This window comes from Bacillus sp. FSL E2-0195, from assembly GCF_038003645.1.
Taxonomy (GTDB): domain Bacteria; phylum Bacillota; class Bacilli; order Bacillales; family Bacillaceae_G; genus Bacillus_A; species Bacillus_A mycoides.
Genome location: NZ_JBBOPN010000001.1, coordinates 2,336,980 through 2,362,348 on the forward strand (window position 1 = coordinate 2,336,980; position 25,369 = coordinate 2,362,348).

Annotated in this window: 15 protein-coding genes and 5 pseudogenes; all 20 read left to right on the forward strand. The window is 32.2% G+C overall.

The features are described from left to right. Positions 1-82: 82 nt before the first annotated feature. The 20 genes and pseudogenes from MHH59_RS12080 to MHH59_RS12175 all read left to right on the forward strand — a co-directional run bounded on the left by MHH59_RS12080 (position 83) and on the right by MHH59_RS12175 (position 25,305). On the forward strand, positions 83-1,552 hold the full coding sequence (locus MHH59_RS12080; RefSeq protein WP_002127427.1) for an aminoacyl-histidine dipeptidase: 1,470 nt from the start codon (positions 83-85) through the stop codon (positions 1,550-1,552). Between the two features lie 359 nt (positions 1,553-1,911). After that, positions 1,912-2,061 carry a hypothetical protein gene (locus MHH59_RS12085; protein ID WP_002069316.1) on the forward strand — a complete coding sequence of 50 codons (150 nt, stop codon included), beginning with the start codon at positions 1,912-1,914 and terminating at the stop codon, positions 2,059-2,061. A gap of 712 nt (positions 2,062-2,773) precedes the next feature. Beyond that, positions 2,774-3,433: a CatB-related O-acetyltransferase gene (locus MHH59_RS12090; RefSeq protein WP_078179313.1), complete on the forward strand. Its 660-nt coding sequence runs from the start codon at positions 2,774-2,776 to the stop codon at positions 3,431-3,433. A 722-nt stretch (positions 3,434-4,155) separates the two neighbouring features. Then, a pseudogene (locus MHH59_RS12095) lies at positions 4,156-4,916 on the forward strand (ABC transporter ATP-binding protein). Positions 4,917-4,932: 16 nt separating this feature from the next. Then, positions 4,933-6,779: pseudogene (locus tag MHH59_RS12100) on the forward strand (FtsX-like permease family protein). 538 nt (positions 6,780-7,317) lie between these two features. Continuing rightward, the gene (locus MHH59_RS12105) at positions 7,318-8,484 is read left to right on the forward strand and encodes a hypothetical protein (RefSeq protein WP_340851260.1); all 1,167 of its coding nucleotides are present in this window, start codon (positions 7,318-7,320) and stop codon (positions 8,482-8,484) included. Positions 8,485-8,827: 343 nt separating this feature from the next. Continuing rightward, positions 8,828-9,514 (forward strand): annotated as a pseudogene (locus MHH59_RS12110) (response regulator transcription factor). Then, positions 9,511-10,593: pseudogene (locus tag MHH59_RS12115) on the forward strand (HAMP domain-containing sensor histidine kinase). Before MHH59_RS12110 ends, MHH59_RS12115 begins: the two co-directional pseudogenes overlap by 4 nt. Positions 10,594-11,114: 521 nt before the next feature. Continuing rightward, complete coding sequence (locus MHH59_RS12120; RefSeq protein ID WP_078179186.1) at positions 11,115-12,428, forward strand: D-alanyl-D-alanine carboxypeptidase family protein; 1,314 nt, start codon at positions 11,115-11,117, stop codon at positions 12,426-12,428. Between the two features lie 754 nt (positions 12,429-13,182). Then, the gene (locus MHH59_RS12125) at positions 13,183-13,698 is read left to right on the forward strand and encodes a transglycosylase SLT domain-containing protein (RefSeq protein ID WP_016126958.1); all 516 of its coding nucleotides are present in this window, start codon (positions 13,183-13,185) and stop codon (positions 13,696-13,698) included. 190 nt (positions 13,699-13,888) lie between these two features. Then, positions 13,889-14,998, forward strand: a complete 1,110-nt coding sequence (locus MHH59_RS12130; protein WP_002127447.1) for an acyltransferase family protein — start codon at positions 13,889-13,891, stop codon at positions 14,996-14,998. A gap of 89 nt (positions 14,999-15,087) precedes the next feature. Then, a pseudogene (locus MHH59_RS12135) lies at positions 15,088-15,219 on the forward strand (Fic family protein); the annotation flags it as partial. A 162-nt stretch (positions 15,220-15,381) separates the two neighbouring features. Continuing rightward, positions 15,382-16,413: a VanZ family protein gene (locus tag MHH59_RS12140; RefSeq protein ID WP_050001359.1), complete on the forward strand. Its 1,032-nt coding sequence runs from the start codon at positions 15,382-15,384 to the stop codon at positions 16,411-16,413. A 169-nt stretch (positions 16,414-16,582) separates the two neighbouring features. Continuing rightward, positions 16,583-17,176, forward strand: a complete 594-nt coding sequence (locus MHH59_RS12145) for an SGNH/GDSL hydrolase family protein (protein ID WP_002127450.1) — start codon at positions 16,583-16,585, stop codon at positions 17,174-17,176. Positions 17,177-17,627: 451 nt separating this feature from the next. Beyond that, positions 17,628-19,601 carry a penicillin-binding transpeptidase domain-containing protein gene (locus MHH59_RS12150; RefSeq protein WP_002168360.1) on the forward strand — a complete coding sequence of 658 codons (1,974 nt, stop codon included), beginning with the start codon at positions 17,628-17,630 and terminating at the stop codon, positions 19,599-19,601. Positions 19,602-20,084: 483 nt separating this feature from the next. Further along, positions 20,085-20,789 carry a response regulator transcription factor gene (locus MHH59_RS12155; protein WP_016120219.1) on the forward strand — a complete coding sequence of 235 codons (705 nt, stop codon included), beginning with the start codon at positions 20,085-20,087 and terminating at the stop codon, positions 20,787-20,789. A gap of 2 nt (positions 20,790-20,791) precedes the next feature. Continuing rightward, positions 20,792-21,778 (forward strand): sensor histidine kinase, encoded by a 987-nt coding sequence (locus MHH59_RS12160; protein ID WP_002017026.1) that lies wholly within the window; start codon positions 20,792-20,794, stop codon positions 21,776-21,778. A gap of 128 nt (positions 21,779-21,906) precedes the next feature. Beyond that, positions 21,907-22,677, forward strand: a complete 771-nt coding sequence (locus MHH59_RS12165; protein ID WP_003189289.1) for an ABC transporter ATP-binding protein — start codon at positions 21,907-21,909, stop codon at positions 22,675-22,677. Next, positions 22,652-24,589, forward strand: a complete 1,938-nt coding sequence (locus MHH59_RS12170) for an FtsX-like permease family protein (protein ID WP_078179072.1) — start codon at positions 22,652-22,654, stop codon at positions 24,587-24,589. The genes MHH59_RS12165 and MHH59_RS12170 overlap by 26 nt, the downstream gene beginning before the upstream one ends. A gap of 35 nt (positions 24,590-24,624) precedes the next feature. Beyond that, on the forward strand, positions 24,625-25,305 hold the full coding sequence (locus tag MHH59_RS12175; protein WP_078214580.1) for a lipoprotein BA_5634 family protein: 681 nt from the start codon (positions 24,625-24,627) through the stop codon (positions 25,303-25,305). The last annotated feature ends 64 nt before the right edge of the window (positions 25,306-25,369 follow it).

The window sequence follows — 25,369 nt, forward strand, 5'->3', positions numbered from 1 at the left end:
TAAAATAAAAGTAAAATAATGAATCATGGTATAATAATAAAGGACGTACATATTATTTTGTCAATTGGAGAGGAGCTTAAAAATGTATTCTACTTTAGAACAATTAACAAAGCACCCTGTATTTTATCATTTTGCAGAAATTTCAAAGATTCCTAGAGGATCAGGTAATGAAAAAGAAATTAGTGATTACTTAGTGAGTTTCGCAAAGGAACGTAATTTAGAAGTTATTCAAGACGAAGCGTTAAATGTCATTATAAAAAAAGAAGCTACTTCTGGTTATGAGAATGTTCCAGCTATTATCATTCAGGGGCACTCTGATATGGTGTGTGAAAAAAACCAAGCGACAGTTCATGATTTTGAGAAAGATCCAATTGAATTAAGAATTATTGGAGATATGTTATATGCAAATGAAACTACTTTAGGTGCTGATAATGGTATTGCCGTTGCATATGCATTAGCATTATTAGATTCAACAGACATCCCGCATCCAGCTTTAGAAGTTGTTATTACAACTGAAGAAGAAACGACAATGGGCGGTGCATTCGCTGTTGATTCAAATCATTTTGATGGAAAAATATTTATTAATATTGATTCTGAAGAAGATCATAAATTACTAGTGAGTAGCGCAGGTGGTGCGAAAGCAGTTGAAACGATTTCAGTGATTTGGGATGAAGCGTCAGTAGATATGGACACATACCGACTATATGTTGGGGGACTTAAAGGTGGACATTCTGGTTTGGAAATTGATAAACAACGCGGTAATGCGAATAAAGTATTAGGACGAGTTTTACGTGATTTATCACTTCACATTCAGTTTAATATGAGTGAAGTTCATGGCGGCTTAAAAACAAATGCAATTCCGCGTGAAAGTGTAGCTACAATTTTATTACGTGCAGAAGATGTACAGCAAGTAGAAGAAAAACTAAAATCATGGACACGTATGTTACAAGAAGAGCTACGTGCTGTTGATCCGGATGTTCATGTTTCACTTACAAAAGTAGAAGAAAAGGCGGGAAAAGTCTTTTCTAAAGAAACACAAAAACAGCTTATTTCTTCATTATTCTTAATTCCAAATGGTATACAAAGTATGAGCATGGATATTAAAGGTCTTGTAGAAAGCTCAACTAATTTAGGAGTTATTCAAACACTGCAAGATGAGATTAAATTACGAAGCGAAGTGAGAAGTTCTGTAAGTAGCTTAAAACAACATATTGTAGATGAAATTAAGTATATTGCGGAATTAGTAGGGGCAACATTTGAAAAAGAGTCTGAATATCCAGAGTGGCCATATAATCCTAATTCGCCTATCCGTAATTTATTCGAAAAAGTGCACCAAGAAAAATACAGCAAAGATGCTGAAATCTTCGCAGTACATGCAGGAATTGAGTGCAGTGTATTTGTTCAAAAAATGCCTGAGTTAGATGCTATTTCATTCGGTCCAGATATCTTTAATGTTCACACTCCAGATGAACATATTAGTATTTCTTCTGTTGTGAATAACTGGGGATTTTTCGTTGATGTAATGCAGGGAACGAAAGAATTAGCTAAGTAATAAAAGACGGAATAAAAAGCAGCCTAAATTTATAGGTCGCTTTTTTGTATAGAATTTTATGTGAAGCAAAATAATGGCCAAGAAATTTACCTATTGTTGATTTAAAATAAAGTTTGATAAAAAGATCTATTTTGCAGAGTATCTCTTTCTTCAACAATCGGGCCATTTAATTGAATAAGACTACACAAAAAGTCGCTTTCCCTTACCTAAGGAAAGCGACTTTTTAGATTGATTTTCCCCTTGTTATCAAGCTTTTTACTTTAAGTTCCTTTGACTAATAAGGTTTACTTAAGTAAAATAAGGTATATTATATTTGTTGAATAGATTCTCTTTAAAGATAAGAAAAGTAGGTGAACAAAGTGGGGAAATATCAATTGGATTACAAAGGACAGGCAGCTGTGGCAAAGTTTCATGAAAAACAGACGCCTGCCAAATTTGATAAAAAGCAGCAACTTGAAAAATTGCGTGCGGAGTATTTGAAAAAGAAGCAAAAACAAACAGATAAATAATATGTTAAGTTTTTCTGGATTTTCTGTATATAGTGCAAACTAACACAAGAAAATAGGTAAGTTATTCATCGTTCAAATATATACAGGCTATTTTTTCAAACCTCTTACTTAATGAACTAACGTATGCGTTAGTTCATTAAGAATAACTAAAAAGTCGATTCCTTGAGATGGAAATCGGCTTTTTTAATAAGTGACATTTCCTTAGCGTTGTAAATCCGCATTTTCCTGACGCTACCCCAAGAAGTAATTGAGGATAATGTATCTACCACAGTCGGGCGCTTTAATTGAGTAAGGTTCACAAAATCATCAAACTTTTTTCTATTCGCTCTTTTATCAAGGTTTATTAAGTTAATTTAATCAAACTTTATTCAAAAGCTACACCTATGTAAAAGTTCTGCTGTAATATTATATCCTCTTGATAAGGAGAAAGTATTACTACACAAGTGTCATGTGAATTTCATGTACCGTAATTTAAATAAAAAAATAAAGAGTTTCAAAAAAATATAAAATGGTTTTCTTGTCCGCATTCTCGGATTTATTATAACTTGGTTAATTTGACTTGTGTAATTTATTACGTTATGATTTTTCATTATAACTGAAAGGCTTGAAGATAATGATTCGTCGTTTGAAAAAGTTTAAAAATGTCGCTGTCGTATTAAGCTTCTAAGTAAATTGCAAAAATCTACAATACTTAGAAGCGAGGAATATAGTTATGAAGCATCCATTATTTAATCATTGGTCTGAAACAAAGTATTTAAAAGATATAGTAACAAATCCACTCATTGAAGTAGGAGAGTACTCCTATTATTCAGGGTATTATGGAAATCAAAATTTTGAAGATGGTTGTGTAAGGTATTTATGGGGCGATGCTAAGTCCCAAGCACTTTTCAATCCAATTGAACAGATGGGTTGGCATCTTGATAAACTTATTATTGGAAATTATGTTTGTATTGCAAGTGGCGTTATCATTTTAATGGGTGGTAATCATAATCATCACTCAGAATGGATTACAGTGTATCCATTCGCTGAGCAAATCGGACAATCTTATGAACCAAAGGGTGATACAGTCATTAAAAGTGATGCCTGGATTGGTATGAATGCTATAATAATGCCTGGCGTTACAATCGGTGAAGGTGCAATTGTTGCGGCAGGATCTGTCGTATGTAAAGATGTTCCGCGATATACAATAGTGGGCGGTAATCCTGCTAAGGAAATAAAAAAACGGTTCACTGATACAGAAATTAATATGCTAATGGAAATGCGTTGGTTTGATTGGGATAGAGAATTGATTAAGAAGGCAATTCCTCTTTTATCTAGTCCAGCCATTGAACCATTATTTGATTTTTATAAAAATGAAGTAAAAAATAAATAAATCAGCTAGAAAAACTACATTCAATATAGGATGTAGTTTTTTTATTATTTGTACTAGAAACAATTATGAAATAATCTCCCCATTATGGTTTAGTTTTTATAAATTATCTTAAGAAAAATTAAGAAATATAACCAGTAGTTCTTAATATGTTTTATTTATAATTCAAATGATTGCACAAAATTGTTTCTTCATTTTCCCTTCAAGGTGTTCCATCGCGAATTACTCGCCCGGAGGTAGAAAAGGTAGTTTATATGTTAGAAGTTTCAGCGATACTCTAAAAGCATCCACCTGAAGTATCTAGTGGGCAGCAACATGTGTACTTGTGCATGAGCCGGCCATTATACAGTTTATAAAATCTGCAGCAATGATTCTTTTTTTGAGATAGCGAAAATGGATTTTTTTATGCAATTCATTTTGTTTTCTTAACAAAATACGTAGTGCTTTCTTATCTTAACGGGGAACAAATTTATTACTTAGATGGTCTATTACGTGTATTCCTAAAAATGGATGTCCAAATTGAATACAATATATCCCGTTTGATATCTATTTTTATGTATTGCAAAAATATGAAAGGACTTATTATTTTGAAAAATAAAAGGATATATATTGGTGGGGTACAAGTTTAATACTTTTACAGATGAGGCATTGCAAGTGGAAACGAAAAAGAAAAAGAAACAACCCAAACGGTAGCTTATCAATCATAGAGACGTAGGAGGATATATATGATAAAACAAGTCGTAGACGTAAAAACATTCAAAAAGTGTACGGTAAAAAAGGTGAGAATCAATCACACGCATTAAAAGGTGTTTCATTCTCGATTCAAGAGGGGGAGTTTGTTGGGATTATGAGGCCATCTGGTTCTGGCAAAACGACATTATTAAATGTAATTTCAACTCTTGATAAAGCGACAGGTGACGTTATTGAAATTGCAGGAACGGATATTACGAAAATGAAGCAAGGTGAGCTTTCTGATTTCCGTTTGCAAAAGTTAGGATTCATTTTCCAAGACTTTAATTTATTAGAGAATTTATCTATTTACGAAAACATTGCACTTCCATTATCCCTTCAAGGTGTCCCATCACGAAAAATTGGGCCGAAAGTAGAAAAGGTAGCTGATATGTTAGGGATTGTAACAATACTTCAAAAGTACCCATCTGAAGTATCTGGTGGACAGAAACAGCGTTCAGCAGCAGCACGTGCGTTAGTGCATGAGCCTGCAATTATTTTAGGGGACGAGCCAACAGGAGCTCTTGATTCTAAAAATGCAACTAGTTTACTTAATGCGATGACAAATTTAAATAAAGAACAAGGCGTATCGATTATGATGGTTACGCATGATCCATACAGTGCAAGTTACTGTCAGCGTATTTTATTCATTCAAGATGGTGAGTTATATAAAGAAATTTACCGTGGTGGTAAACGTGAAGAGTTTTATAAAGAAATTTTAGACGTGCTTGCAGATTTAGGCACACAAAAAGTGTAAGAAAGGAGGTTTGGGCATGTTATTTAAACTTTCCATGTCAGGGTTGAAAAGTAAATTGCAAGATTATATTGTATTACTTATTGGTCTTATTGTATCTATTTCTACTTTCTATATGTTTCAAACGCTATCACTAAATAAAGTGTTCCTTGAATCTAATGCAAACATTGGTCCTATTGTATTAATATTCCAAATAGGTTCCTCTTTATTAGCGATTGTAACATTTTTTTACATTATGTATGCAAACTCTTTCTTATTATCTCTTCACCAAAAAGAGTTTGGTATGTATATGATGTTAGGAGCAAAAAAGTATAAAGTTACATTACTGATGTTCCTTGAAACAATTATATTAGGTGCGGCGTCACTTGTGATTGGGATTACAAGTGGTGTAGGACTTGCAGAAGGTATCGGACAGTTATTAATGAAACAATTGGAGTTGACTGGAGAAGGTTACCAAGCTTTGTACATTCCATCAATGGTCGTTACTTGCATCTTCTTCTTTGCATTATTTGTACTATCAGCAAGTATGAATAGTATTAAATTGTCACGTATTTCTATATTACAACTTGTACATGCAGGTGCACAAACAGAGCGTGGCGCGGTAAAAGGAAAAATGACAGTTGTAGTTGCATTACTTGGTCTGATTTTGTTAGGTATTGGTTATGCATCATTGCTCTATATACCACAGGCAAAAAATCTAGGAACCGTTCCTACATTAATGGCTCTTGGATTAATCGCAGCAACTGTTAGTACTTACATGTTGTTTGGATCACTTCTCCCAGTTATGATAAAAAAATAAAAAGTAATAAAAAGCGTAGTGAAAAAGGGCTTAATGCTTTTACCTTTGCTCAATTAAACTTCCGCATTAATGGCTTAACAAATGTGCTTGCGACGGTAGCAATCTTAGTAGCCCTTGGAGCAGGTGGAATTGCGTGTGGTATGGCATTTAAAAATGACGTTTTAAAGCAGACTGATAAAGGAACAATTTACGATTCGGTAGTTCATAATCCAACAGCAGAAGAAAAGAACATTTTGAGTAGTATTTTATTTCAAGAGAAACTTGAATATCGTTACAAAGTAGATGATAAGTATGTTTATTATATAAAAGAAGAGCTAGAGAACAATCATCCTTTAGTAACAGACAGAAAAAATGAGAAGATAATGAAAGTTTCAGAAGAGATTCCCATGGATGCATTTGCATTGTCAAGACAATGGGGTAAAGAGGATGCAAAATCAAAACAATGGAGCGACGCTTTCGAAACAATTCAGCCAAATTATATATATCCTGATCATAAAATAAAAATTGTAGATCAAAACATATACGATAGTATGAAAGGTAAAGAAAGTACTGTGTTTATTGGGAAAACAGATGATTTTGAAGCATATTTAAAAGAATGGAAAAAACTTGATGAATTACAGGTAGTTAAGTATAAAAATGTGAAATCTGAAGAGCTGTATAGTAAGTATCAACAATATATTGCAAATTAAGGTTTTTCCAGCGGACAAATGTTTATGGGGTTCTTCGTTGGAATTGCGTTTTTAGCAATGATGGCAAGTTGCTTAATGTTTAAAATTCTATCTGGTGCATCTAAAGATAGTATACGTTACCAAATGCTTCGTAAAATTGGTGTTCGCCAGGAATTATTAACACAATCGATTTATAAGGAGTTATCCTTCGTATTCTTAGTCCCAGCAATTATCGGGATTGTTCACATATTAGTTGGTATGAATATGTTTGGCCCTCTTTTAATCGATCCGTATTTTCGTATTTGGTTACCAATTGTTATTTTCATAGTGATTTACTCGATTTACTACTGGATTACAGTTCAATTGTATAAAAGAATTGTACTTCCGAAAGAAGGTTAATGTAATAATGTTATGTATACTAAGTATCATCATAATTGGCCCCCGTTATGATGAAGTGAAAAAATATCATGTAAGCAAAATAGAAAGTGGATTTGAGATACAAATATGCAGCAATGAGCGGCAGAAAGTGTTAGAAAAAAAGTAAATACAAGTAGGGGCGCATTTCATGTATAACTTACAAGAAGATATGTATGAGCAATTAAAAAAGAAAAATACTATTCTTTCTATATCTTAATAATGAAGGGAAAAGAAGAGGGAAAATAGCATCGTTCCTACATTGAGTACTACTTTAACCTTATTTGTAGGAACTCTTGCACTATCCCCCTTACAATAAAATTGAATAATCATCCAATATTAATTGTTAACTATTATCGGAATTTTGACAGGATAGAACAATTTTTAAAAAAATATCTTGTATTCATTGTGTCTATTATAGCTATTATTTAAAATTGGGTTTGCACCAAAAGAGTGTAAATAAACATAAAACTTGTAAACTTTATTCATCATAAGGATTATCGTTTTAGAAAAGGAGTGTGTGTTGAAAAAATTTTTAAAGGTAATTTTAATCTTATTAGTAATATTTATAGGAATTATGTTGGGAAGCATAATTTTAAATAAAACATATCATACAGAGTTTAAGTCTTTAGATAACACGGATCAAAACATGTTAAAAGAATTATCTTCTATTTATAAGAGCTTCGAAGAATCGAGTGATAAACTTTGGAATGAAGATTATCGCTTCGAAAAAATGCCATTGGTTCTGATACGTAGTAATAAAGACGGGGGATTCTTTAGACAAGAAGCTTATGCAGTTAATGTAACGGGATTAGAAAATAGTATTTTTGCAAAGGAAATAAAAGTCTCAAATTCTCTGCATCTATCTAAAGTCTATCGCTTAACTCGTTTTGATTTTAGAACTATTTCTACCTGGATTCCTTGGAACTTTGGGACAATAAATATTAACGATATGGATGTATTTTATTTAAAATATCATCCTAAAATGTTTAGTAATCCAGATTTATATTTTGATTTTTCATCTTTCTTATTACATGAAGGTTTTCATGCTTATAAACAAAAAGATTGGACATATGATGCAAATGGTGGAGAGTCTATTCACGAATATCCGATTAATAAAGAAAATTACGCGCTAATGGGATTAGAATTTAAGCTATTAGATAAAGCAATGATTGATACGAACCCAGAAAGTATTAATCAGGCATTATATGATTGGACAATTGTACGTAACTATCGCTATAAAAAATGGCCTCAATTAATTGGAGAAACAAAAACTGAAGCAATAGAAGGTTCAGCACGATATTTAGAGTATCGTTATAGTAAATTAACTGGTGGAAATCTTATGGTACTTGCAAAGAAACAGAAGCCATATCATGTTACTTTTATGGAGGCGTTCAACTTCATTGCTAATGGACAGGCAGAATCTCCAAGGTTTTTAGAGCGGAATATGAGATATGAGACTGGTTCAGCCCTTGAATTAAGCATGGACAAAGTAAATATTCCATGGAAAGAAGCTATTGAAGATAGTGCAATCAAACAAGGAAAGACACCATATGAAGTATTAAATAAGTACTTTAATATAAATAATACGCCCACAATTGAAAATAAAATCAAAGAAATTAAAGAGAACAATGACTATGAAACACTTTTAGAACAAGGAGAAAAACTGGTGAAAATAAGTAACGAGTAAAGAAAATACGATTTGAAAAAGAATTTTCTTTAAAGAGCGTATTGAAGAGGATTCTTTTTTCATTTTATAAGTTATATACACTACCGGTGTAATCAAAAAAATTAATTAAAAGAAGGAATCTCAAAATAATTTTTTTTATTAAAAGCTAAATTTAATGAAGAAGAAAAATTATTAATTGTAAATGGATCTAAAGAAAATTTTGAACAATATTTAAGACGTTATCTTTTATATCGATTATGTTACTTTTGGTCATTCAATTGCAGGTTTACAAAAAAGAGGATAGAAATGTACCGTCTGCTTATGCTTTTAGTTGTTCAATATGAGAAAAATGTGGAGGAATCATATGGAGTCAAAAATTCTTATTGTTGATGATGATAAAGAGATTAGAAATCTTATCTCTGTATATTTGGAAAATGAAGGTCTGAAAAATTAAAAGGCAGAAGATGCTATTGAAGCGTTAGAACTGTTAGAAGAAAAGCGATTCGATCTTATTATTTTGGATGTTATGATGCCTAATATGGATGGCATTGAAGCGTGTATGAAGATTAGGGAAGAACGAAATATGCCTATCATTATGCTTTCTGCAAAATCAGAGGATATAGACAAAATTCAGGGTTTAGCCTCTGGTGCCGATGATTATTTATCAAAACGGTTTAATCCGTTGGAGTTAATCGCTAGAGTAAAATCCCAATTAAGAAGGTTTAAAAAATATAATACAAATACAGATAATGATAAAAGTGTCCTAGAAATTGGTGATTTGACCGTAAATACAGATACACGTCAAGTATGGATAAGAGGCACGGAAGTAAGGCTAACTCCAAAAGAGTTTGATATACTCGAACTACTTGCTCGTAACAAAGGGATTGTTCTGAGTGTTGCAAAAATATATGAAGCAGTTTGGAAAGATGCTTTTTATAAATCGGATAATACCGTCATGGTGCATATTACAAAAATAAGAGACAAAATTGAAGAGGATTCTAAACATCCAATTTATATTAAAACTGTTTGGGGAATTGGGTACAAAATATGAAGAAGGTTAGTTTTAGAAATAAGATAATAATAAAACTTCTTGGTGCTGTTGCAGTTAGTTTTTTTGTTTCGTTTGGTTTAACAATCCTCACTTTTATATATATTATAATACCATTAAATCTAAATCACTATCTTGATGATCTTAGTACATTTGAAAATAATATACTTACATTTCTTATATTTGCGTTAGCGATCTTTACTTTTATAATCATTTTTTTAATATTGGTTCGAAAGAAAATAGTATATTTGAAGCTCATTTCTGATAATGTGAATGATATTGCCAATGGAAAACTGGGTTTGACAATTGAGATTGAGGGAAAAGACGAATTGACCCAACTTGCTCAAAATATTAATTATATGTCCAAGGAATTGGAGAATACATTTGAACAGGAAAGACGATTGGAACGTACAAAAAATGAACTCATAACCAATGTATCTCATGACTTACGCACACCATTGACATCTATTATCGGCTATGTAGATTTATTAAAAAGAGGGCAATACGACAGTAAAGCACAATTACAGGAGTATCTCGAAACCACTTATTTAAAATCACAGAGATTGAAATATCTAATTGATGAACTATTTGAGTACACCCGTTTATCAGACATCGATGCCAGATTAAACCTTAATGAAGTTGATGTATCAGGTTTGTTGGAGCAAATAGTTGGAGAATACACTCCTATATTTGAATAGGAAAGTTTAATTGTTCAAAAATCAATAACGGAAGAAACAATACCTATTCTTATGGATGTAGAAAAAATGGTACGTGTTTATGAAAATCTGTTTATAAATGCGATAAAGTACAGCATGAAGCCATCCGAATTATCAATATGTCTTGAAGTAATAGATAATAAAGCAATTTTGAAAGTATCAAATAAAGCTGAGAAACCACCTGTTAGCGATCCAAATAAATTGTTTGAGAGATTTTTCAGGGGTGATAAGGCCAGAAAAGGTGATCAAGGAAATGGACTGGGACTTGCTATCTCAAAAAGAATTGTTGAACTTCACAATGGTAATATACATGCAGAATATAAAGAAGGTTGGATAGCCTTTATTGTTGAACATCCGATCATATAGAATGGCTTATGGAATGAAAGGTTCCATAAGCTTTTTTAAAACTTAAGAAACTTCTTAAGTTAATAATTCAAGTAAGCCATTCATAGTAGACATGATACTGACAAATTAATTTGTTTATTATTATAAAGTAATTAACAGAATAGAGGGAAAGTTCATTGATATGAACAATGGAAAAGACGATAGTAAATTTAGCAACCAGTGTGTTTCGGTATTCAACCGGGGCACACTGGTTTTATTTTTTTATAAATGTGGAACAAATGTATTACTTAGATTGTCTATTAAGTGTAATCCTAAAAGATATGAAAGTACAGATCATTTCGAAAAATACAAAGGTATTAAAAAGAGGGATATGTGTGGGAACACTAAGTGTCAGTGTGCCTAAAAGGGTGGGATGAGATGGTCTATATGAAAGTGGTTCTAATGTCTTATATGTATATAGAATTTGATAACGCTGTCTATTTTTTGGAGGATTATGTTAAAATAACGTTTTTTTGAGTACAAAGATATTGGAGGTAACAGAAGTGAAAAGTATGTTTTGCAAGAGATTTATTACAATAGTAACAGTGCTTACACTATTTTGTAGCATGGCCGTTACATTTGGAAGAGCATCAGCGGAAACAGTTCCTGCTATAGACGTAGAAGCAGGATCAGCAATTTTAGTAGAAGCAAATTCCGGGAAAATTTTATATCAAAAAAATGCAGATGAATCATTAGCAATTGCTAGTATGACAAAAATGATGAGTGAATACTTAGTTCATGAAGCGGTGGATAAAGGAAAACTTAAATGGGATCAAAAAGTTAAAATTTCTGAATATGCATATAAGATTTCGCAAGATCGCTCATTATCAAACGTTCCATTAGAAAATGGTGGCTCTTATACGGTCAAAGAGTTATATGAGGCAATGGTAATTTACTCTGCAAACGGTGCAACAATTGCTTTAGCTGAAGAGATTGCTGGAAAAGAAGTCAATTTCGTGAAAATGATGAACGATAAATCAAAAGAGTTTGGAATGAAAAATTATAAATTTGTAAACTCTACAGGTTTAACAAACCATGATTTAAAAGGACATCACCCAGAAGGGACAACTCCAGACGAGAAAAATAAAATGTCCGCAAGAGATTGTGCGATTTTAGCACATCGTCTTATTCAAGATTTCCCGAAAATATTAGATACAGCAAAAATCCCTAAAAAAACATTCCAAAAGGGTGGCAAGTATCCGATTGATATGACGAACTTTAACTGGATGTTAAAAGGCTTAATTAAGCAATACGAAGGTGTAGATGGGTTAAAAACAGGAACTACTCCAGAAGCCGGAGATTGTTTTACTGGTACAGTAGAAAAAAACGGTATGCGTCTAATCTCTGTAGTTATAAAAGCAAACTCTCATACAGCACGTTTTGATGAAACAAAGAAATTATATGATTATGGATTTGCGAATTTTGAAGTGAAGAAGGTCTATGGAAAAGATTCAGTAGTAAAAGGTCATGAAACAGTGCGAGTAGCAAATGCAAAGGACAAAGATATAGTTGTTCAAACGAAGCGAGCTGTTTTACTTCCAATGCCAAAGGGCAACAAAGATGTTTATAAAAAAGAATTTAAAGTATCGAATAAAGAACAAGAAGCGCCTATTAAAAAAGGTGTAACAATTAGTCAAATGATTATATCGCCTAAAGATATTACAGATCCTGGGTTCTTATCAGGTAAATCATTACAAGTAGACCTTGTAACAAAATCTGAAGTAGAACAAGCAAATTGGTTTACACGTTTTATGCGCGAAATAGGATCTTTCTTTAGCGGTATGTGGAATAGTGCGGTTGATATAGTAAAAGGCTAATTTTGTAGGATAAAACTAAATATTAGCCTGAAATAAAAGGTTTCAAAGTATTATAGATTCTTATGTGGATGGCTTGGAATGGAAGATTGCATTAATTCTCAAATCTGGTTCTTCGGAACTTTCGGTATTGCAATCAAGCTAAGATAAATTTGTATCCATATAATCAAAAAACGCTATTCTTTTTGTAGAAATATACAGAAAGGATGGCGTTTATTATGAATTGTTCGATTCAAAGGGTTCTGGTGCAAGGCTAGTTTAATAAAGTTACATGATGAAAACACATTCATTATTCCATCAAGTGACAATAAAAATAAATACCTGGTACTTATTCCTGTTATTAAATTTTATAAAAATTTAATAAAATCTTTTCTTTCTATTAAATATTTTGTTTTAAATTATTTATATAAAGAAATGGAGGCCAGAAAATGAATTTTTTAAAGAAATTTAAGTATCTCTTTATAGCGTGTATCCCTATGTATATAGTTATTCTTTAATTTCAATCGAATAAAAAAGCAAGGTATTCGAGAAAAAAGTACGGTACCATACAGAGAAAACGCTCTCCCATACAAAAGTAAATTGTACCGAAAGTGATAAAAGCGAATGTTATATGGAGGGAACCCACTAATAATTTCACCTGAAAATCGGTAATTAATGAAACAAAGAATAACAAAATGATACATGATTACGAGTTAATATCCCAAAAAGATAGGATTACTAGTGACAATCTTTGATACTGACAAGTGAGGTGACGTCGATGAGAGGGCCATTAATAAAAAGTGGAGTATTTATTTTAGTTTTAACAGGAGGGCTATATCTTACAAAATACGCATATGACCATCATACTAACCGAGTTAAAGTAAGAGACACGATTCAACAAATATCAATAGAGCATGGTATACCACCATGGATTCCTTTATCTATTGCATTCCATGAAAGTAAGTTTGATCAAAATGCAGTCGGAGATCAGGGCACATCATTTGGACTGTTTCAGCTCCATCGAGGTGGACTAGCACCTAAAGATTTAACGAACGAAGATTTGAAAAATATAGAAACTAATACTCGAATTGCAATATCTAATATGAAAAATGCATATAACCGTGGTTTACAGCAAAATTTAAAAGGACCAGAGCTATTAAAACATGTTGCTAATACCTCAGGGTGGCCTGGGAATAAGGGTGTTCAATGGACAAATAAGCAGACAGACTATAACGAGGGGTTAGAAAACAGTTTTAAAATGTTTTCTAAACGACAATACGATTTTATAGAATGAAATTTCTTTTTTCTTTCTATTATTATATAACTTACGCCTAAATACGAAAGTTTCCTAAAACAGATACATAGATTGACTTTGTACTGCTTATATTAGGAATTTAAAGAAACAATATGTATAATTCTCCCACTACAATAGTATAGTGGCCTTTATTAACAGCAAAATCTACAATTTATAAGGAGAACATTTTATGAGTAAGAGAATAAAAGAATTAGATTCCATACGAGGGTTAGCGGCACTGACAGTGGTATTTGGACATTTTTGTTTAATGCTACCATCGTTGCCTAATTCTATTAAATTTTCTCCGCTTAGGTTTTTATGGGCTGGCGGGGAAGCTGTAATCGTTTTTTATGTACTCAGTGGTTTTGTGTTATCTATGGCACTTTATCATTCAAAAACAAATTATTGGGGATATTTAATTAAGCGATTTGTACGAATCTATATTCCTTATTATTTTTGGATAATCATTACCTTTGCTTTATTTATTTTGTTCTCGCCGTATGAAGTGGCTGGACTACGGGATTGGTTCTATGATAGGTGGCAAGGGTCTATAACAAAAATAGATATTATAAACCATTTTGTGCTTCTTAATAACTTTTTTACGGAAAATTATAATCCAGTTATCTGGTCATTGGCTCAAGAAATGCGTATATCTATTGTGTTTCCGTTGTTATTCCTTCTTTTTTATAAACTGAGTTGGAAGAAAACGATACTATTTGCTTTGAGCTTTTCTTTAATTAGTGTTTTCCTTAATATGTTGCATATAGGGAAAGCAGAGGGATTTTATAATGGTTATGCCGATACACTGCATTTCACATCGATGTTTATGGTTGGAATGTTACTTTTTAAGCATCAGGAAAAGCTTATCTACTTATATAGGAATATGAAAAAATTTAATAAAGGATTTCTTATTGCATTAGGGATTATTCTATATTTATATTCCATTTTAATTTATGGTTTTTCCCGTAATGATACTACTTTCTTATTAAAAGATTGGGGTGTCGTAATCGGTGTTAGTATATTTATAATAATGGCCATGAGTAACCTAAAAGTGAAAGCATTTTTAAATAAGAGTGTATTTGTATACTTAGGAGAAATTTCATACAGTATCTATTTGTGTCATTTTCCAATCATGATGGTACTATTTAAACTTTTGTATACAAAGATACCTATCTTTTTCCTTCTTGCTTTGTGTATTTCAATGACAATACTTTTTTCTATAGTTTCGTATCATTTAATTGAAAAGAAATGTATCAACTGGGCAAAACAAAGAACAACAAATTTTCGAAAAAAAGTGTAATGCTTGAAGGAATTTTATTTCTTTAGTAAATATACGAATATGACCGATTCCTAAGTATATTAGGAATCGGTCAATTACGGATTCTATATAAATATACTAAAATTGAACAAATTTTTAATTTTATACTTAACTCCAAAAATCCTCTTACTAAAGAGAATCTTCGTAACGTTTTTCCAGACATAGCCGAAAGTACAATTAGTAAAAAGCTAGTTTCCTTGTAGCTGCTTGGTCAAATAAAGCTAGTTTCAAGAGGAAGAAATGCTCAATGTATACAGGTTTAATTCTGTATTAATAATTATTAGGGGTAACAACACATCGCTATCTATATCTAAAATGTTATATAAAACTATTGAATATTTTATTCGTAAAAACAGAGGTGTAAAATGAATTTTATTTCCGAACTACTTGTTACCTTTGCAATTCCTACAATACAACTCACATTCTTGTTACTACTCATTTTTGTTTTTAGCTACTTTGTAGTATACAAAAAGGTATGTAAAGGAGGGGGGGAATTTACCGTACAACAAGTCATATTGTTTATATTGATAATAGGATATTATTCCCTTGTATTATCAGCTACTTCATTTGGTCGTCCAGATGATATAACTTTCGCAAGAACAATTGACTTTGATGTACTTAGTGTTTATAAAAAAGCATGGAATACCTTTTCATTTTCTTCTTTTTTCCATATCATTGTGAATATAGGTATGCTCTTTCCGTTAGGAATTTTATTACCTTTATTTAGTAATGTTTTTCAAAAAACAAAATGGATGTTAATCAGCTCAATTATAGCAAGTTTATTGCTTGAAATCCTTGAATTTATAATGCAACGTGGAAGTATGGAACTAGCCGATTTACTTCATAATACTTTAGGAATGATGCTAGGATATTCTATGTTAAATATAGTTCTTATATTGTTGAAGAAAAAAGAAACAGATACACAAATGACCAAATATTTATTTCTTCCGATTACAGTAAGTTTTGTTGCACTTGGAATAATGATTTCGTATCAAATGAAGGAATTTGGGAATATGCCTTTAGATCCCATTACAAAAACAGACATGACTGATGTCACTATAAAAACATCAATAGAGTTAAAAGACGAAGGTAATAAAATGCCTGTTTACAAAGAGGAAATTACAAAAATGCCTAATGACAATGAGCCAGTTACAAAAAAATCACATATTCGAGATGTCGAAATTCTGTCTCCCAAAGAAGTATTTCAAAAACTAAAACAAGGAGACTTTGATCCTATAATATCTTTCAAAGCAGGTGATACATTAGTCATTACAGATTATAATATAGATTACTACGCTGATACAAAAGGCTTTTCTCAACCTATATATGTTTTTCAAGTACACTTAAATGATAATGGGAAAGATAGTTGGTCTCAACCTATTTCTGCGAGAAGATAACGTAGATTTTCATGTTTTTGTTCATGTGAAATAGTTTAATCGAGTTGTCTTGCTCATTTGAAAAATCTCCTATGGAATTTAATTGAAATTGAAAAACATTTAAGAAGAACAATTACGCTGTGGGCTATTGTATAGTGTAGATATGAATAACAAAAAAGGGGGACTATATATGTGGAAGCGATTTGTAGCGATTGGTGATAGTTTTACAGAGGGGATAGGGGATGAAGTTGAGGGAATAGCATTAAAAAGCTGGGTAGATCATTTTGTTCAACTGTGTGTAGATGATTTAAAATATGCTAATTTTGCAAAACGTGGGTTAGTAACTAAAGAAATTCGCTCACAGCAATTGGAACAGGCATTAACTTTTAATCCAGATTTGGTTAGTCTAATTGCAGGTGCAAACGATGTTTTAAAAGGACGTTGGAATCATCATGCATATAAGAACGATATGGAATTTATGATAGATACATTAAGTAAAGCAGGTGCTGATATTATTATAGCAAACCTTCCAGATTTTACTGTTAGGCTTCCATTTCCTTCTGAAAAAAAACAAGTATTAAAAGAACAATTATTAGAGGCAAATGAAGTTATACTTTCACTGAGTAGAGAGTATAAGCTTCATCATGTTGACTTTTGGAATCATCATTTAGTTAATGACAATACGCTTTGGTCTACGGATTTAATTCATCCAAACTCAAAAGGATATGTAAAAGTTGCTGAATTGATTTTTAGTAGTTTGCCTGTACATGACTCTTTTAAATAAGCTGTAGAATGACCTAAACTCCTGTCGCATGCTGTACAGGGGTTTTTGGTGCGAAAAAGAAGGATATAGAGTGCCTATAAATTATACTTTAAGTAATTCTTTTTATTGTTTATATTTTTGTTATTTTCTGTTGCAGAATCCTTAGTATAAGGATTCTTTTTTTGTATCAATAATCTATAAAGAAAAAAGATGAAATTGGCGAAAATGAACTAAAAGGTATTTTAAATGAATTGTTAAAACAACACTAATAATGATAACGTTCGCTAAATATATTCGTCGTTTGTAAGAATCTTAAAATCTTCCCTTTTTGAATGCAGCTTAACCATAAATTTAATTTTTTTGTAAATGTGGAACTATTTCATTACTTACACTGTCTATTAAGCGTTAAAACATTTTTTATTTAACATATTTAGAAAGGAATAATCATTTTTAATTAAGGGAGAAGATTGAATTGAAAAAAATATGGATGCTGCTTTTCTTTTGTTTTGGAGTTATGTTGGTAGGATGCAATAAAGATGAGCCGCCAAAACAAGCATTTGAAGAATATATCAATTTATGGAATGATAAAAAATTTACAAATATGTATGATTATTTATCAGAACATGCAAAAAAAACGATTTCTAAAAAGGAGTTCACAGAGAAATATCAAAAAATTTATGAGGGTATTGGAGTTAAGAATTTAAAAATTAAAACGAAAGGAGAGAATACTAAAGATAAAGAACTTTTTCTTTTTGAAGTTAATATGGATACGGATGGAGGAACAGTTTCATTCATCCATGAAGCAAAACTCGTGAAAGATAAAGATAAGGAATCTTGGAAAATAGATTGGACACCAGACTTCATTTTCCCAGGTATGAAAAAAGATTACAAAGTACGTATGCAAACAGAGCAAGGAAAACGCGGAGAAATATATGATCGAAATGGAAAAGGGCTTGCAACGAATGGTAAAGCGACTGAAGTTGGAATTATTCCAGAGAAACTAGGTGAAACGGCAGCGCAAACGAAAGAAATAGTAGCACAATTACTTGATATGTCTATAGAAGAGATCAATCAAAAGCTCGCAGCGAAATGGATAAAACCAGATTCCCTTGTACCAATTGGTATTTTAAAAGAGGGAACCAGACAGAATGATTATATTGAATTAGAAGGAGTTTCATCTCGCCCAGTAAATATTCGTACGTATCCATTAGGAGAAGCAGCGGCACACTTAACGGGATATATAGGAAAGGTAAATGCAGAGGAGTTAAAATCGCTTCAAAAAAAAGGTTATCAAGCAGATGATTTAGTGGGTAAGACAGGTTTAGAGAAAGTATTAGAGAATAAATTGCGTGGTGAAAAGGGTGGACGCGTATTTATGGAAGATGAGAACGGGAAAGAGATTAAAAACGTAGCAAAACAAGAAGCAAAAAAAGGGGAAAATGTTACGTTAACTATTGATGCTGCAATTCAAGAAAAAATCTTTAATGAGATGAAAAATGAAGCAGGATCTAGTGCAGCGGTCAATCCTAAAACGGGTGAAACAATCGCACTTGTAAGTAGCCCTGCTTATAATCCAAATACAATAGTTAGAGGAGCATCAAAAGCTCAACGGGAAGCATGGAATAATGACTCGAAACTGCCAATGATGAATCGCTTCACACAAGCATTTGTACCAGGTTCCGTATTTAAAACGATAACAGGTGCAATTGGTTTGGAAACAAACACAATAAATCCTAAGGAAGAATTTAAAATTCAAGGATTAAAGTGGACAAAAGATTCATCTTGGGGAAATTATTATGTAACACGTGTGAAGGATGCTAGTCCAGTTGATTTTGATAAGGCAATGAAGTACTCTGATAATATTTATTTTGCTCAACAAGCTTTGAAAATAGGAAAAGATCAGTATGTAAATGAATTTAAGAAATACGGATTTCATGAAAAATTACCAATTGAATACGAATTCCCTATTTCAATCATTGCAAAAGATGGGATAAAAAATGATATTCAACTAGCAGACACGGGGTACGGACAAGGACAAGTATTAATGACACCTCTTCATTTAGCATTGACTTATGCACCGATTGTCAATGAGGGTAACATTCCGTCACCGCATCTTATAAAAAAAACAAAAGCAGCGGGAAATTGGAAAGAAAATGTGATTTCTACCAAGAATCAAGAGATATTAAAAAGTGCGTTAATAAAGGTTATTAATGATCCTGATGGTGCTGGGAGAACTGCTAAAGTTGATGGTGTAACTCTCGCTGGTAAGACAGGTACAGCAGAACTGAAAGAATCGAAAGAAGCAGAGGGTAAAGAACTTGGTTGGTTTGCAGCTTTCGATGCAAGCGCGCCAAACATGATTGTTACCATGATGATTGAAGATGTAAAAGGAAGAGGCGGGAGCAACGTTCCAGGTGAAAAAATAAAACATGTTTTTCAGAAATAATACTTAATTAGAAGGTGAAATTTACTCCTTTAGTAAATATACAAACCTTACCGATTCAAGATTATATTAGGAATCGGTTAATTTATGTCTAAACGCAGATTTTATGATTTTAATAATCGTATTTAATTACGTGTTTTTTACACAATTAAATATGATTATTTTTTATTTGAAAATTATAAAACAACAAATTTTAAAATGTTAAATTAGATAATTGAAATTTAAAAAATAAGAGCTATTATACTTAACTTTATTTTCAGAAATATTACAAAGCTGTTAGTTTGAAGTAAGGTTATTCAATATAAGTAAGAGGGGAATTTCTTTATACTAAAAGATAAAAGTATATTTTATATTCTTACAGATAATAAACATATACTTTAACTAGTCCCACTTAACGACCTTGCGGCATGTTTGAAGAGGGAGATTCCTACGGACACTGAGAAGGGAGTCTTTTGTCGGAAAAGATAAATAAAAGGAGCTTAATATATGTATAAAATTATGATTGTAGAAGATGACCAAAAAATTTCTAAACTACTTCAATCCCATATTAATAAGTACGGGTATGAAGGGAATATTACAGAGGATTTTGAAAATATTTTGGCTAACTTTGAAAAAATTCAACCTGATTTAGTTTTATTAGATGTAAATTTACCGAGTTTTGATGGTTTCTACTGGTGCCGACAAATTAGAACGGTCTCTACTTGTCCCATTATATTTATATCAGCACGTAGTGGAGAGATGGAGCAAGTTATGGCACTTGAACATGGTGCAGACGATTATATCACTAAACCGTTTCATTATGAAGTTGTAATGGCAAAAATCCGAAGTCATCTTCGAAGAATTTACGGAGAATACGCACCGAAAGCGGAAGAAAGAGTTGTTCAGCAATCCGGTTTAATACTTTATCCAGAAAAAATGGAATTAAAGCTAAATGATAGCATGTGTATACTGTCAAAAAAAGAAACTGCTTTACTAGAAACTCTCTTACGACAATCTCCTAGTATTGTTAGTCGAGAGAAAATCTTAGAAAAACTTTGGGATGACTATACGTATGTAGATGATAATACGTTAAGTGTAAATGTTACACGTGTCCGAAAAAAATTAGAGGAAATCGGAATAAAAAATGCATTAGAAACAGTTCGTGGTGCTGGATATCGTTTGAAAATAACTTGGAAGAATGATGAGGTATAATAATGAATTTATTTTTACGTGAACATATCCCTTTCATCTGTTTCTCAATCATTCAGCTATTTGTCGTTCTAACTGTTTATTGGCTGGATGGATATAACCACTTATCTACTGCGTTATATAGTGTGTTTTTAGGAGGATGCTTTTTAATTGCGTTTTTACTTTATCGCTACTTTAGCCATCGTAGATTTTATAACAAATTATCCAACCCTTCTGAAACATTAGAGGACTCCTTAGAAGAACTCGATTCCACTCCATTATCAGTAGCACTTCAGCGTGTGTTAAAGACACAATACAGTCAATATCATCAACAGTTAAAGACTTGGGAATATAAACAAAAAGAGCACCTTACATTTATTAATCAATGGGTGCATCAGATGAAAACGCCTCTATCAGTTATTGAACTGATCACACAAGAAGAGAATGGGGAGGTTTTTGAAAGTATTGTGGAAGAAGTAGATCAAATGCAGTACGGATTAGAAATGGTCTTATATATGGCGCGATTACAAACGTTTGAGCAAGATTTTTATGTGGAAAGAGTTTCGTTACAGGAAATCGTTCAAGAAGTAATCCGTGAAAATAAACGTCTGTTTATCCGTAGCTATGTTTATCCAGAAGTAAAAGTAAAACAAACTATTATGGTAGAAACCGATAGAAAGTGGCTTCGGTTTGTTATTCATCAAGTGATATCCAATGCCATTAAGTATTCAGCAGGAAGTAGAAAAAACGTTACTATTACTACATTAGAAGAAGAGCGCTCAGTAATCCTTGAAATACACGATCATGGTGTGGGAATTCCAAAAGAAGACCTCCCAAGAGTATTCCGCCCATTTTATACGGGAATAAACGGTCGGAAATTTAAGGAATCTACTGGGATGGGATTATATCTTGTGAAAAATATTATAAAAAGATTGGAACATGATATTGAAATAAAGTCGGAAGTAGGAAAAGGAACAACAATCTGTATTATTTTCCCTTATGCAAATCGTTAGAATGGTATTTAGTTTGAATTTTCAGAAATATTACAGACCTGTTAGATATATGAAAGGTTAATCGATATGAGAAGAAGGGACGCTTAGATAAACTTAGGTTATTAAAAGATAAAAAGGAGCAAAACGATATGGAAATATTAAAGGTCTGTGAACTGAGTAAAATCTATACAGGAAAGGTATCTTATGAAGCGCTCGCCGAAATTAATTTGAGTGTGAAAAAAGGGGAGTTTGTAGGAATAATGGGACCATCAGGAAGTGGAAAAACTACTTTGTTGAACATGGTTTCTACTATTGATTCTCCCACATCAGGAGAAATATTGATTAATGGAGAAAATCCATATCAATTATCTCAAAATGAACTGGCATTATTTCGAAGACGTGAATTAGGTTTTGTGTTTCAAGCATTCAATCTTCTTACAACATTAACTGTAAAAGAAAATATTGTTCTTCCTCTGACGTTAGATGGTACTAAAGTTGAGGATATGAATCAGCGTGTAGAAGGTATTGCAGAAAAATTAGGCATCCAAGATATATTAAATAAACGAACATATGAAATATCGGGCGGACAAGCACAAAGAACAGCAATTGCACGTGCTCTAATTCATAAACCTAAATTATTACTTGCAGATGAGCCGACAGGAAACTTAGATTCAAAAGCGGCTAATGATGTAATGGAGTTATTAAAACGATTAAATAAAGAACAAGATGCAACAATGATGCTTGTTACGCACGATCCAGTGGCTGCAAGTTTTTGTGATCGCGTTGTATTTATTAAAGATGGAAAATTATATAACGAAATTTATAACGGAGAAAACCAACAAATGTTTTATCAAAAAATTATAGATGTACTTGCATTACTAGGAGGTCGTAAGCATGACTTTTCAAAGATTCGCTTTTAATAATATCATTCGAAGTAAGCGGACTTATGCTGCACACTTTCTAAGTAGCTCATTTTCAGTTATGGTTTTTTTCACATATTCACTCTTACTTTTTCATCCTGATTTACAAGGAGAACTAGCCTCCACAAGTAAAACAATGAGCCTTTTAGGAACAATGGGGATGCAAATCTCTCAATATCTCATTTTTGTATTTTCATTCTTCTTTCTTTTATATTCGGTGAGTTCTTTTTTAAAAACAAGAAAAAAAGAATTTGGAATTTTAATCATGCATGGTATGACACCGGCGCAGTTAAATAAATTAATTTTTTTAGAAAATATGTTAATTGGAGTCGCTTCAATTACATTTGGTATCTTAATTGGTTTGATATTTTCAAAGCTCAATTTATTGGCAAGTGAAAATATATTAGCGATTGATAAGGGTCTTCCTTTTTACGTTCCTATAAAAGCTGTCTTTACGACAATTGGCGCATTTTTGATTCTGTTTCTAGTCATTTCGTTGTTTACTTCTAAAATGGTAAAAGCAAACAAGTTAATTGATTTGATGAAATCAGAGGAAAAGCCAAAACCAGAGCCAAAGGCATCAAAAGCATTAGCATTCCTTTCCGTATTATTAATTGGGTTAGGGTATGGATGTGTGTTCTATTTCGTACTAGAAAGAAACTTCATTATGCCTTACTTACTTGGAGGAGTAGTTTTTGTAGTGATAGGGACATATTTTCTATTTTCACAGTTGAGCGTGTATGTAATACGTGTCTTAAAGAAAAAAGACACTGTATTTTTTAATAAAACGAACCTACTTACTATATCTGAATTGGCTTATCGTATGAAGGATAATGCAACTATGTTCTTTATGCTAGCGATTGTTTCCGCTGTGGCTTTCACAGGAATTGGTACATGTTTAGCAATGGGAAATAAGGGATTAACGGAGATGATCAATCCATTTGCATTTACCTATACCTCGTTAGGCGAGAATCCCCAAGAAGGAGAGCACATTACAGAAATAAAAAAACAACTCACTCGTTCAAATTTTTCTTATCAGGTAGCGGTTACGAATCCTAAATTCACGGAAAATAATTTAGTGCTAATCAAAGTATCAGAGTATAACAAGTTTGCAAAAATCTTCGGGTATGAAATGGAAAAGATAGATAATGATCAAGAAGCGATTATAGTACCCTCAATAATTTCGCAAAAAGAAAAGTATGCAAGAGGAAAAGATATACCCGAGAAAATAGATGTAGTACAGGAAAACTTAGAGATGTCCCTTGGGGTCAAGAAGGCAGTCCCGTATATAGTTCTCCCAAATACAATTGGAGCTATTATTGTTGTTTCGGATTCTTTGTACGATACAATCCCGAATAGAAAGACAGAAGATGATTCTTACGTAATGAAAAGTCAATATGGATTTGTAGTGGAAAATTGGGAGAAATCAAGAGTGGTTACAAAAAAATTAGAAGCAACAATGGGTAATAATAATTCGGTGCAAGCACATCATTATTTTAAAGCATTGTATTCTGAATGGATTTTTTCGAAACAAGAGAACGGTATTTTACTTATTGTCAGTGTATTAGTAGGGATCGTATTCTTTACGTTCGCAGCCAGTCTTTTATATTTCCGACTATATGCAGATTTAGAAAGGGAACAACAACAATATGAAATGATTGCGAAGGTCGGTCTAAGTAGAAGAGAGCTAAAGAAAATCGTAACGCGTCAGCTTACGTTAATGTTCTTCTTGCCTTTAATTATAGCGATTATTCATAGTGGTGTCGCTTTTATAGCCTTGCAACAGCTAATTGACTTCTCTGTTTTAAAGATGTCCATTTTAATTATACTAGCCTTTATATCCATTCAAAGTGTGTACTTTTTCACTGTCCGTTGGCGTTATTTACAACGGTTATATAAAAAAATCATGTAACGTATTGATAAAACAAGCAAAGAGGAGAAAAAGAAATGAAAAAAGTAATGAAAGTGTGTATGGCAGGAGTTGTATCAATTTCTATGTTAGGGGCTTGTTCTTTTGGAAAGAAAGAAGAACCAAGGAATGCCGCTTTATTGATTGGGGAAGAACAATCATTAAAAGAAATAGTAAGTCAACATAAAAGTGAAATTAAGACCAACACTTTATATAAAGTGAAAAAAGCAGAAACTGGCGGTAAACAACTATTAATTATGGAACGAAAAACTGCAGAGAAAATGGTTGAGATAGGTGTGTTGAGAGAATCAGATAATGATAATGAAGTATGGAGTTCAGATCCAATAAAGTCATTACCTTCAGCTCCAAAAGGTAATGCTGTATTATTGGCTAGTAAGAAAAATAAAAAAATTAAGGAATTAACAATTAATGAAAAGAAAATAGAAGTCCAGTATGCTAGCGATACTTGGTTTGGTCACTATCGTAATTCAGATTATGAGGAGCTGATTGTAATTGTTGACAATACTACTTTCAATCAAATCCCTGTAAATGAAACATCAATGGAAATCCTTCATTTCAATAAATCGTATGGTGAAGATAGACCATATAACACAGATGATGTTACGGCTGTACAAGCAGAAACTGAATGGAAAAAACTCACTAAAACTATGGGGAGTCAAGTGGATGTATTAGATGCGGTTTCTATTATAAAAAAATAATGAAAATATATTTAATACAGAAAAACCAGGATGATTTTAAGAATTTATCCTGGTCTTTTTTATT

Bases quoted from the DNA above. Each gene is read 5' to 3' on its own strand.
- MHH59_RS12170 (WP_078179072.1), top strand. From the start codon at position 22,652: ATGACTTTTCAAAGATTCGCTTTTAATAATATCATTCGAAGTAAGCGG.
- MHH59_RS12145 (WP_002127450.1), top strand. From the start codon at position 16,583: ATGTGGAAGCGATTTGTAGCGATTGGTGATAGTTTTACAGAGGGGATA.
- MHH59_RS12160 (WP_002017026.1), top strand. From the start codon at position 20,792: ATGAATTTATTTTTACGTGAACATATCCCTTTCATCTGTTTCTCAATC.
- MHH59_RS12140 (WP_050001359.1), top strand. From the start codon at position 15,382: ATGAATTTTATTTCCGAACTACTTGTTACCTTTGCAATTCCTACAATA.
- MHH59_RS12090 (WP_078179313.1), top strand. From the start codon at position 2,774: ATGAAGCATCCATTATTTAATCATTGGTCTGAAACAAAGTATTTAAAA.
- MHH59_RS12175 (WP_078214580.1), top strand. From the start codon at position 24,625: ATGAAAAAAGTAATGAAAGTGTGTATGGCAGGAGTTGTATCAATTTCT.
- MHH59_RS12130 (WP_002127447.1), top strand. From the start codon at position 13,889: ATGAGTAAGAGAATAAAAGAATTAGATTCCATACGAGGGTTAGCGGCA.
- MHH59_RS12155 (WP_016120219.1), top strand. From the start codon at position 20,085: ATGTATAAAATTATGATTGTAGAAGATGACCAAAAAATTTCTAAACTA.
- MHH59_RS12165 (WP_003189289.1), top strand. From the start codon at position 21,907: ATGGAAATATTAAAGGTCTGTGAACTGAGTAAAATCTATACAGGAAAG.
- MHH59_RS12080 (WP_002127427.1), top strand. From the start codon at position 83: ATGTATTCTACTTTAGAACAATTAACAAAGCACCCTGTATTTTATCAT.
- MHH59_RS12125 (WP_016126958.1), top strand. From the start codon at position 13,183: ATGAGAGGGCCATTAATAAAAAGTGGAGTATTTATTTTAGTTTTAACA.